The 501-nt window shown below is 42.9% G+C and carries 1 protein-coding gene; it reads left to right on the top strand.

Going from position 1 to position 501, the window contains the following annotated elements:
* The coding region (locus B4J23_RS02620) for a DsbC family protein (RefSeq protein WP_291358681.1) at positions 1-501 on the top strand (501 nt) is incomplete at both ends.

Here is a 501-nt window from a genome sequence, read left to right as displayed (position 1 = left end):
CTGCGGTTCCATGCAGGGGCAGATTGTCTATCTGAATGAAGATGCCCAGCATCTCCTAGCTGGTTCAATGTTCCGTATTCAGGACCAGCATAATCTGACTCAGGATTTATTACTCAAACAAAACAGTGTCGACTGGAAAAAGTTACCGCTACAGGATGCGATTAAATCAGCCAGAGGGGCAGGAAAACGTCAGCTTGCCATCTTTTCTGACCCAAATTGCCCGTATTGTAAACAACTTGAAGTAGAGCTGAAAAAACTCAAAGATGTCACTATTTATACCTTCATCCTGCCTTTAAAACAGCAGTCAATTGCGCCATCTAAACAGGTTTATTGTGAAAAAAATCCAGCACAGGCTTGGGAAGACCTGATTGGTCAAGGTATACAACCTAAATCGAAAAAGAGCTGTGCCAACCCGATTGAACGTAATAAACAGCTGGCACAATCACTCGGTGTAAATGGCACACCAGCGATTATTTTCTCGAATGGTTTTAAAGTCATGGG

It is taken from the genome of Acinetobacter sp. UBA3025 (assembly GCF_002367915.1).
In the GTDB taxonomy this organism is placed as follows: Bacteria; Pseudomonadota; Gammaproteobacteria; order Pseudomonadales; family Moraxellaceae; genus Acinetobacter.
This window is presented reverse-complemented; position numbering and strand designations above follow the sequence as displayed.